Annotated in this window: 8 protein-coding genes and 1 rRNA gene; 8 read left to right on the top strand and 1 reads right to left on the bottom strand. The window is 51.0% G+C overall.

All coding sequences use genetic code 11. The annotated features are described in order from the left end of the window. Both AC50Y5_RS17110 and AC50Y5_RS17105 read left to right on the top strand, forming a co-directional pair. Nucleotides 1-110, top strand: a 23S ribosomal RNA gene (locus AC50Y5_RS17110); the annotation flags it as partial. 360 nt (nt 111-470) lie between these two features. Further along, on the top strand, nt 471-1,742 hold the full coding sequence (locus AC50Y5_RS17105; protein WP_056037532.1) for an MFS transporter: 1,272 nt from the start codon (nt 471-473) through the stop codon (nt 1,740-1,742). A gap of 34 nt (nt 1,743-1,776) precedes the next feature. On the opposite strand, the gene AC50Y5_RS17100 is transcribed toward AC50Y5_RS17105, so the two are convergent. Continuing rightward, entirely contained in the window at nt 1,777-2,556 is a 780-nt protein-coding gene (locus AC50Y5_RS17100; protein ID WP_494862300.1) for a YheC/YheD family protein, read from the bottom strand. Between the two features lie 791 nt (nt 2,557-3,347). On the opposite strand from AC50Y5_RS17100, the gene AC50Y5_RS17095 reads away from it, so the two are divergent. Genes AC50Y5_RS17095 through AC50Y5_RS17070 form a run of 6 tightly spaced genes read left to right on the top strand, consistent with a single transcriptional unit; the run spans nt 3,348 to nt 9,925 of the window. Beyond that, nucleotides 3,348-4,367, top strand: coding sequence for a beta-ketoacyl-ACP synthase III (locus tag AC50Y5_RS17095; RefSeq protein ID WP_056037527.1), 1,020 nt, complete (start codon nt 3,348-3,350; stop codon nt 4,365-4,367). Then, complete coding sequence (locus AC50Y5_RS17090; RefSeq protein WP_056037524.1) at nt 4,357-5,568, top strand: ATP-grasp domain-containing protein; 1,212 nt, start codon at nt 4,357-4,359, stop codon at nt 5,566-5,568. Before AC50Y5_RS17095 ends, AC50Y5_RS17090 begins: the two co-directional genes overlap by 11 nt. A gap of 17 nt (nt 5,569-5,585) precedes the next feature. Then, nucleotides 5,586-6,584, top strand: coding sequence for an NAD-dependent epimerase/dehydratase family protein (locus AC50Y5_RS17085; RefSeq protein WP_081418895.1), 999 nt, complete (start codon nt 5,586-5,588; stop codon nt 6,582-6,584). Continuing rightward, a complete protein-coding gene (locus AC50Y5_RS17080; protein ID WP_494862291.1) occupies nt 6,581-7,426 on the top strand; it encodes an MBL fold metallo-hydrolase in 846 nt (281 codons plus the stop codon). Before AC50Y5_RS17085 ends, AC50Y5_RS17080 begins: the two co-directional genes overlap by 4 nt. Continuing rightward, a complete protein-coding gene (locus AC50Y5_RS17075; protein ID WP_056037519.1) occupies nt 7,423-8,736 on the top strand; it encodes a F390 synthetase-related protein in 1,314 nt (437 codons plus the stop codon). The genes AC50Y5_RS17080 and AC50Y5_RS17075 overlap by 4 nt, the downstream gene beginning before the upstream one ends. A gap of 31 nt (nt 8,737-8,767) precedes the next feature. Next, entirely contained in the window at nt 8,768-9,925 is a 1,158-nt protein-coding gene (locus AC50Y5_RS17070) for a GNAT family N-acetyltransferase (RefSeq protein ID WP_494862289.1), read from the top strand. The last annotated feature ends 107 nt before the right edge of the window (nt 9,926-10,032 follow it).

The following is a 10,032-nucleotide window of genomic DNA, read 5'->3' as shown; positions in this document are numbered from 1 at the left end:
ATTTCCCAATTTAGTAAGACCCCTTGAAGACGACGAGGTTGATAGGTTCGGGGTGGAAGCGCAGCAATGCGTGCAGCTGACGAATACTAATCGGTCGAGGGCTTATCCTAACAACACGCTAAAGTTTCAGACTTTGTCTTTCGCATCCAGTTTTCAGTGTGCAACACACATAGGAAACTTTAGCTTCATATTACAAGCCTGCCACTAATCATGTGGCAGGCTTGTTTATTTTTACACAAAAACGAATATACTATTTGCCTAACTTTATACATAGCCGATATTGTATGAAAACACTCGTTAACGTTCAATAAATAGCTTAAACCCCCTTGAAACGGGCGTACAACAGCATTTAAGGCTGTTTTCCAAACCGTTAACGCTTTCAGGCAACGGCTGACCGTCTAGCCCTTGTGCTAAAATGAACGGGAAAGATGAAGTTCATGTAAATAGAGAGAGGCAGGGGCAGTATACATATGCGAACATGGCCGAGATTGGACTATTTTTTCAGCAGGGGAGCGGCTATTCCACCAGAGAGAAGGCTAGGCAGGGAGGCTATTATCTCGATTGTCATTCATGGTTGTTTTCAATTTGGTGCATCCATGTCTGGATTGTTTCTTAATTTGTACTTGTGGCGGTTAACGCAGGATTTAACGGTAAATGCGCTCTACAACATTATTGTATTTCTAATGACACCAATTACGTTTGCAGTTGGGGGTTGGATCGCGAAACGCAAAGACCGAATGGTGACGTACAGGATTGGCATCGTTTTAATAGCTGTCTTTTATTTAATGGTCGTTATTACGGGTGAGCAGGTCGTTAATTATTATGTTTTGTTCGCCATATGTAATGGTATTGCAGGGGGACTATATTGGACCGGATATTTAGTCATCCAATATGATGTTTCTACAGAGGCGAATCGGATTCGTTTTCTAGCGCTGAATATGATTGTGTTCAACACGGCGGGATTGCTGGGCCCGGCGCTGGCCGGATTTATTATTTCCCGTAATGAAGGGCTGCAGGGATATGTTATTATTTTTTTACTCGCCTTCGTTATGTTTGTTATAGCGGCCATCGTGAGCTTCCGGATTCCCATTGTGAAATCGCATCACCGTGCTTATTATTTAAAATTTATGGGGCTTGCGATGAATAAAAACAGGCGGTGGTTCAAGGCGCTCGTCAGCTTTTTTATACTTGGGCTTTTTCAAGGGATTATGTTGTTTTTACCGAATATTTTATTGTTTCAGACGGTGGGGCGTGAAGATCGGGTCGGTTACTTAGGCGTAGCCTTTTCAGCACTTACCGTTATGACGGGGTATGTCATATCTAGGAAAGCACAGAAGGAGCAAGTCCAGAGATATGTGCTATTTTCTACAACAGGAGTCGCCATAGGGGCTGCGCTGCTGCTAATTGCAGTTGATTTTTGGTCCGTGCTTTTGTTTATGATTTTGTTCTCCATCTGTAATCCGCTTGCTGTCAATACATTGACCTCTTATTATTATCGGCTAATTGGCACACTTCCTCTTAAAGGACAACTGCGTGTAGAATGCGTCGTTATGCGTGAGTTGTTTCTGAATGTCGGCAGAGTTGTGTCGATTGGCTGCTTGATCTTGTTTGCTGGCGATGTGACGTCTGTCTGGCTGCCGGTCGTACTGTTCGGGGCTGCACTCGCACAATATTTGCTATCTTTATTAATTAGCGAGAAGCAGCCCGATCAAGCAAAGGTATCTGAACGCGCAGGAGGCTAGACTGCCTTTCAACAACAGGCAAACGTAGCATAAGCTAATCGTCCTTTCGGCCATAGCTTTGGGCAAATCGCATAATCCGGTTGTAGGCGCGGCGATCAATCCATTTTAACGGACGGAATTGGGGATGGTTGGAATTGACCTCCAATATCCACAGGTGCGTGTTGCGGTCCAAGGCAAAATCGATGCCCATTTCAAACATGCCCGCTTTATGCTTGCTGAGGGCACGGGCTACTGTCAATGAGTGCTGTGTCAAATGGCCAATGAGCTCGCTGCTTTTGGCATCTTCATATCCTTTGCGCTGCACCAGCTTATGCATCGTCCAAATTTCGCCGCCCTGATGGTAGTTGGTGACGATTTTACCTTTGGCGCCTACTTTAATAAGGAAGCCGGTAAGATGCCATATGCCGCCCGGTTTTCGCTGAACCATGGCACGAATATCGTAGGGACGATTTTCGACTTGATCGAGGCTGACTGCTTGTTGAATAATAAGGCGGGAAGGCTTGGCAGGCAGCAAATGCTCATAAACGTCATCTAGACTGTGAAAAAATTTGGAAAGCTGCTTTTTGCTTTTTGTATAAAGGAGCTTGTAGCCGTCGTTTAGGGGCTCAAGCTTATGCACACCGACGCCAAGCGAGCCGATATTTGGCTTAATGTATAGCGTGTGATGGGCAGCAGCCATCATCTTCAGATTGGATAAGGTGAAGCTGGTGGTGCTTGGTATGAGCGGTTTAGTTGAAGCATTTTTTTGCAAAAAACGGCACACCTTCAGCTTGCCACGAATGGTCGCGCTGCGATACGTTTTCGTATACATCATTGTCACCTCGTAGCCAGTGTATGATAGCAGGAAACAACGAAATTGTACGGATAACTAGAATGTTTACGAAAAATAATGAAATCAGCAAAAGCCCTCAATCGCTTGTATCAAGCGGCGGAGGGCTTTTGCCTGAAGGGAGAAGGGCCCAAGGCTCATCCTTATATAGGCCGAATGACGAAAAGCTCACTCGAGGTTGTTGGAAATATGAGCTGCCCAGCAGTCGATTTAGGGTTGGAGATGAAAAGTTAAGCGCTTAGCTCCAAATCCACCTTAAGCATGAGCACATGGCTGACAATCGTTGCGCCGAATAGAGGAACGGAAAGTATTTCCTCGGCAATATTTTTGATTGCAAACAGTTGCTTAAATTCGGCGCTGTCTTCTGGCTGGACTAGGGAATATCAATTATGTAGCTGAGCCGTTCCTCGAAACAAAACGTTTGGTTCATCACCTAGCTGCTCATGATTTCAATTTCCTCAGCAAGGGTAATAATAGGCTGCTTGAGTTTAATGGATGAGCTTAGTAGAGCACAACTATGAGAGTGATTAATATAGAAAGCTTGGTATAGGCTCGAAGCCGCGCGTGCATAGCGGTAAAGCTCGTAAAGCTCGTAAAGCTACATTCCAGTAATAAGTGGCAATAGATTGGATTTTAAAAGAAAATATGTAAATTAAATGTAATTTAAAAGGGTACTAATAAAATTTGGTACTATGTCCAGCTATGCACCATCTAGTAAGATAAAGTAGCAATACACATTAAGATAGACAACAAGCTAATAGATGGCGGTGAGGGTTATGCATGCAAGAAACAAGCATAAGCAACAACGGAATGTACGAATATGGGGGACAGGCTCCTACTTGCCATCCCAAATGGTGACAGCGGAGCAGCTGGACGAAAAACTGAATAAGCCGCAAGGCTGGGTATATAAGAAATCAGGCGTGAAAATCAGGCATTATGCAGCTGGCGAAGCCGCGTCAGTCATGGGCGCAAAGGCTGCCTTTGCGGCTTTGGAGGATGCAGGACTTGAGCTTGACGACATGGACTGCATCATTTGTGCCAATGCGATTCCTGAGCAGCTTATCCCGTGCACAGCGGCGCTCATCCAAGATGAGATGTGGGCAGGCGAATCAGGTATTCCTTGTTTCGACATTAATACGACCTGCTTGTCGTTTCTAGCGGCGCTTGATATGGTGTCTTATATGATAGAAGCGGGCAGATATGACACAGTGCTGCTTGTATCGCCGGAAATTGCATCAAGCGGCCTTAATGACAAGCATCCCGAAAGCGCGACGCTGTTCGGCGACGGGGCAGCAGCGGTAGTCATTGGCAGAAGTGGTGAAGGCGAAAGCTCATCCATTATCGCCTCCCGTATGGAGACGTACGGATCGGGACGCGAGCTGTCGGAAATTCGCGGAGGCGGCTCAGGATTGCCTTCCACACAGTACGGGGCGGCAAATGCGGAGCAATATTTGTTTGCAATGCAGGGCGAGGCGCTGTTTCGCAAAACGTCTAAGCTGCTGCCCGACTTTATCAAGCGGCTGTTTCAGGAGGCGAGCATCGACATGTCCGAGCTGAAGCTCGTAGTTCCGCATCAAGGCAGCGCCCTTGCCATGCGGCTGCTTCAGAAAAAGCTTGGCATTGCGCCCGAGCAGTTCATGAACATTATTGAAAATCACGGCAATATGATTGCGGCTTCTCTGCCGATGGGCATTCATCTGGCCATCCAGCAGGGCCGCTTGCAGCGTGGTGACCGCTTTGCGCTCATTGGCATTTCAGCGGGCATTTCGTTAGGCGGGATGATTATTGAATATTAAAACAGGCCAAGAGCAGGGAATACACACCGGGCGGCGCATCCTTATTACGGGAGGCAGAGCGCCAGCTGCGCTGGATTTAGCCCGTCAGCTGGCGGAGCAGGGTTATGAGGTTTATGCAGCGGACAGTATGGCGAGTCCGCTCATTCGCTTTTCAACCTGCATTAAGCGTTATGAGATGCTTCCAGCGCCACGAGTGGACGAGGCAGCATTTGGCACAGCGCTTGCGGTAATGGTGGAAAAGTACAGCATCGAGCTGCTTATTCCAACCTGCGAGGAAATTTATTATATTGCCAAGCTGCGCGGCAAGCTTGGAAGCTGCATGGTTTTCACCGATGAAGCGGAGAAGCTCACCGCCCTGCATAGCAAATGGGCGTTCATTGAAATGGTTCGGGAGGCGGGGCTTGCCGCCCCAGAGACAAAGCAGCTGCGTTCCTACACTGAGCTAAAACAGCTGCATAATCCCGCTTCAGAGCAAATATGGGTGCTGAAGCCGGTCTATTCCCGCTTTGCAACGAAAGTGCATATATGGCATGCAAACGAGTCGCCGCCTCCTGCTGCGGAACTGCAGCTATCCGCAGATTCCCCTTGGGTAGCCCAAGCATTCGTAGCAGGACAGGAATATTGCACGTATTCAATTGCAAAGGATGGCAAGCTGCTTGCCTATTCCGATTATGCAGTCGACTTTACTGCTGGACGGGGAGCCAGCACCTTCTTTAAGCCATGCCATCAGCCGCAGCTGCGGCAATGGGTGGAGACGTTTGCCGGGCATACGCAGTTTACAGGCCAAATTGCTTTTGATTTTATAATAGACGAGAGCGGCGCGGTATGGCCGCTTGAGTGCAATCCGCGAGCGACGAGCGGATTGCATCTGTTCGACAGGCGCGACCGGCTCGGCCGCGCCTTGTGGGGGACTGGCCAGCCCAGCAGCATCATTATGCCGCAGCAATCGCGGGGCAAAATGATCGCGGCAGCGATGCTGGCCTATGGGCTTTCGCAGCAGCGGCGCCAGCGTGGGCTATGGCGGGGCTCTTGGCACTGGCTGGCGAGCATGGCAGGCGGCCGGGATGTTATTTTCAGCTGGAAGGACCCTGGTCCATTTCTGATGCAAGGTTATGTTTGGTTTGATTTATGGCGGCGGGCACGCAAGGCGGAGCAGCCGCTTATTGCTTTTACAACTGCTGATATTGAATGGAATGGATGAGAAAGGAGAAGGCGAGGATGAACATACTGGTAACAGGGGCTACCGGATTTTTAGGAGAAAATGCGGTATATCGACTGCTGAAGGAAGGCCATACGGTGACCGCGGCCGGGCGTAATCAAGAGGCAGGCGGGCGGCTCAGCGAGGCGGGGGCGGCATTTTTACAGCTGGATTTAGCCTCCAGTGCAATGAGCGAAGCGATTGCCGGTCATGACGCCGTGTTTCATTGCGGCGCCTTGTCTTCGCCTTGGGGCAAGTATCGCGACTTTTATGCATCCAATGTCAGGGGCACGCGCCATGTCATACAAGGCTGCCTTGAGCACGGCGTCCAGCGGCTGGTGCATGTGTCGACGCCTTCGATCTATTTTGACTATCGCCATCGCTTTAATATTGCAGAGCATGAGCCGCTGCCGAAAGCAGCGGTCAATCATTATGCGGCGACGAAGCTGCTTGCCGAGCAAGAGGTTGACCACGCTTATCGTGAGCAGGGGCTGCGCGTTGTGACGATCCGGCCGCGAGCGTTGTTCGGACCTGGCGATAAGGCGATTTTTCCAAGGCTGCTGCGGGCAAATGACAAACGGTTTATACCAGTGTTCGGAAGCGGTCAGCCGCTTGTCGATATTACGTATGTGGATAATGTGACGGAGGCGCTCATGCGCTGTCTGTACGCCGATCCGATTGTGCTTGGACAGAAATACAATATTACGAATGGCGAGCCTATTCAGCTGTGGGAAGCTATGGCGAGGCTGTTTGAAATGCTGAATAAACCGATCCGGACCAAGAAGATTGCATACCCCGCGGCGTATAGTGCGGCCTCTTTGCTGGAGCTGGCGGCGAAGCTGCCGGGGCTTGCCAAAGAACCGCTGCTGACCCGTTATACGGTCGGCATTCTTGCGTTCAGCCAAACGCTTTCTATTGAGAAGGCGCAGCGGGAGCTGGGTTATCGGCCTCTCGTGAGCGTCGAGGAAGGGCTTAGGAGGTTCGCGGCCTGGTGGAAAGAGCAGGAGGAGACACGATGAAAATTACCTTTCATAATACGGGCTACTGCAAGCAGTTGGAGGCGCTAGCGATTAGCGGGGGGCGCTGGCGGCAGCAAGCATTTCCAGGTATTTTTGCTATAATGGAACATCCTGTGCTAGGGCCGGTATTATTTGATACCGGCTATTCGCCGCGCTTTCTCGAAGCGACGAAGCGGCTGCCTTATGCGCTTTACCGCTGGACGACCCCCGTTACGCTTGCCGGGGAACGCTCTGCGGCGGAGCATGTGCAGGCGGCAGGCTATTCGCTGCGCGAGGTTAAGCATATTATCGTCTCGCATTTCCATGCCGACCATGTTTGCGGCTTGCGAGATTTTTCCGAGGCGACGTTTATTTGCTCGCAGCAGGCATATGAGGCTGTCCAGCCGCTGAACGGATTTGCAGCGGTGAAAAAAGCTTTTTTGCCCGAGCTGCTGCCGCCTGATTTCGCCAAGCGGGCACGCTGGATCGAGCAGTCGAACGAGGTGGACCTGCCAGCGAAATATGCCCCCTTCCATAAGGGGTACGATTTATTTAATGATGGAAGCGTAACGGCTATCCGTTTGTCTGGCCATGCGGCCGACCAATTCGGACTGCTGCTGCAGGGAGATACGGGGCAGGAGCTGCTGCTCGGCGCAGACGCTAGCTGGTCGGAGGCGGCGGTGCGGGAAAATCGCCCTCCTCATGCGCTAGCCTCCATTGTGTTCGACAACCGGGTGGAGTTTAAGGAAACGTTCGACCGTCTCGTCGAGCTGAAGCGGAGAAATCCGGAGCTCCAGCAAGTTTTCACGCATTGCGGGGAAACGTGGAAACGCTGCACCGCGTGGCAGGGGGCGAGAGCATGAGAGTATTAAGGCTGCTGGTTTATTATGTGCTGACACGGGTGCGCGCCCGGCGCTTTCGCAGCCGGAAGGCGCTGGAAGCCTGGCAGCACCGCAAAGTTGTGGCACTTGTGAGGCGGGTACGCCAGCAATCGCCCTTTTACCGAAGCTATTATCAAGGGCTGGATGCACAAAATTGGCGCAGCTTCCCGACGATCGATAAAGCGGTAATGATGGACCATTTTGACCGGTTGAACACAGCGGGTATTACGAAGGAGGAAGCATTCCGAATCGCGCTGCGCGCCGAGCGGGAACGGGACTTCTCCGCGCAGATCGGCGATATTGCGGTCGGACTGTCGTCAGGCACATCAGGCAGCCGCGGCTTGTTTCTGGTCAGTGCCAAGGAACGCGCAGCGTGGGCGGGAACGGTACTGGCAAAGGCGCTGCCAGCCTCGCTGCTTGTGCGGCAGCGGATCGCTTTTTTTCTGCGGGCGGACAGCCATTTGTACCAAAGCGTGCGCTCCAAGCGGCTGCAATTCCGTTTTTACGACATGATCCATCCAGTAGAGGACAATGTGCGATTGTTAAGCGAGCAGCAGCCGACGCTGCTGGTTGCACCGCCGTCCATGCTGCGACTGCTCGCTGAAGCGCAGCTTGCCGGAGAGCTGTTCATTGCGCCGGGTAAATTGATCTCGGTTGCAGAAGTGCTTGAGCCGCTGGACAAGCGGCTTATCGAGCAGGCTTTTGGGGTGCGCGTCGATCAAATTTATCAATGCACAGAAGGCTTCCTCGCTGCCACCTGCTCACAGGGTACCCTGCATCTGAACGAGGATATACTCGTCATTGAGAAGGAGTATGTGGACGAGGAGCAGCGTATCTTCTCGCCAATCATCACTGACTTTTCACGGGAAACCCAGCCTATCATGCGATATCGGCTTAATGATTTGCTGACGGAGGCGACGCAGCCTTGTGCCTGTGGCTCCACTTTTACGGCGATTGCCTCCATTGAAGGCAGGACGGATGATTTATTTTATGGACGCGATGCGGATACACAGCGGCTTGTGCCGATTTTTCCCGATTTTATAAGGCGGGCGGTCATTATGTCCTCGGAGCGTATAAAGGAATACAAGGTCGTTCAGCAATCGGATCGGCAGCTGGAAGTAGCTCTGCGCGTCGATGGAGCGCCTGAGGAGCTTCAGCCGGAGCTTGCCGCTGCGCTGTCCAAGCTGTTTACTTCACGCGGCTGCATGGCGCCGCTAATTGCATTTGTCCCGTATGAAGCGGATGAGGGGCTGCGCAAGCTGCGGCGGGTGGAGCGAAAGTGGAAGGTTTAGAACAGATGAAGGAAAGAAAGGAGGGTCAGCTTTGCCCCTATCTAAGACGGTCGTTAAAGAGCTGAACCTAACAGAAATAACAGAGCTTGCCGCAACAAAAAAGGGGGAACGAAATAAAGCGGTTGAATATATGCTTCCTTTGATGCAAAACGGGGTAAATTTATTTATCCGCAACGTGCGCACGGAGCTGCGGCTGCTGCAGGCGGGCCAAGCATGGCTGCCCATGACGGTTAATGAGCAGGAATATGACAATTCCTATGTGTGCTCCCCTTATGGAACGTATGTCAAGTATGCGGAAGAAGAGCTTTATTTGTTGGAAAATCCGCTGCTGCGCTTCCTGTGCGGCTCCTTGCTTAAGGCAATTGCGCCGCTGCTCCGCTGGGCTCAGATTGACCGAAACGTTCATGTGAACAACTGGCTGCTTTCAACGAATTTGTATACCGAAATAAGCTCGGATGAGCTGGAGGGGGCTATACAGACGTTAACAGCAAGCTATCCGAAGCATGCGATTATTTATCGTTCGCTTAACAGGCGAACGAATGGGGAGCTGCTTGAACAATTGCTGCAGCAGGGCTATGTGCTGGTCCCGAGCAGGCAGGTTTATTTTTTCAATGGAGCTGTTCCGTTGTACTTGAAGAAAAAAAATACGAAGTGGGACGGCAAGCTGCTCGCCCAGTCTGACTATCGTATCGTACCGCATGCTGAACTCGGCGAGCCGGACTATGAGCGTATTGCAGAGCTGTATGACCTGCTGTATGTAGGCAAATATTCGGCGCTCAATCCCCAGTTTACCGCTGAATATATTCGCCACTGCCATCAGAAGGGGCTGCTGGAAATGACCGGACTCCGCGATGAGCAAGGGGTTTTGCAAGGCGTGATGGGCTGCTTTATTCATGGCGAGGTCATATCGGTACCGCTGGTCGGCTACAATACGGCGCTTGCCCAAAGTAACGGCCTCTACCGGATGCTGATGCATTTGGCGATGCAGGCTGCAGCGGATCGCGGACAGCTGCTGCATCTCAGCTCTGGCGCAGCTGAATTCAAGCGCGTTCGCGGGGCAGAAGCGGAAATTGAATACAGCGCAGTGTACATTAAGCATCTGTCGGCAGGGAGGAGAGCGGTTTGGCGCGGACTTAGCAAGCTTTTATTGACGGCTGGCGTTCCGCTTATGAGAAAATATAAACTGTAAGAAGAAATTTTTCGCTGTTTGAGGAGATAATACAATAAAATTCAAAAAAGTTTCAAACCTGTAAAGTATAATGGAAGAGTACGTATAAATACATATTCTTCATTTGA

The sequence above is a fragment of the Paenibacillus sp. JT22N7 genome (assembly GCF_059383875.1).
This window is presented reverse-complemented; position numbering and strand designations above follow the sequence as displayed.

Bases quoted from the DNA above. Each gene is read 5' to 3' on its own strand.
- AC50Y5_RS17080 (WP_494862291.1), top strand. From the start codon at position 6,581: ATGAAAATTACCTTTCATAATACGGGCTACTGCAAGCAGTTGGAGGCG.
- AC50Y5_RS17085 (WP_081418895.1), top strand. From the start codon at position 5,586: ATGAACATACTGGTAACAGGGGCTACCGGATTTTTAGGAGAAAATGCG.
- AC50Y5_RS17105 (WP_056037532.1), top strand. From the start codon at position 471: ATGCGAACATGGCCGAGATTGGACTATTTTTTCAGCAGGGGAGCGGCT.
- AC50Y5_RS17075 (WP_056037519.1), top strand. From the start codon at position 7,423: ATGAGAGTATTAAGGCTGCTGGTTTATTATGTGCTGACACGGGTGCGC.
- AC50Y5_RS17100 (WP_494862300.1), bottom strand. From the start codon at position 2,556: ATGATGTATACGAAAACGTATCGCAGCGCGACCATTCGTGGCAAGCTG.
- AC50Y5_RS17095 (WP_056037527.1), top strand. From the start codon at position 3,348: ATGCATGCAAGAAACAAGCATAAGCAACAACGGAATGTACGAATATGG.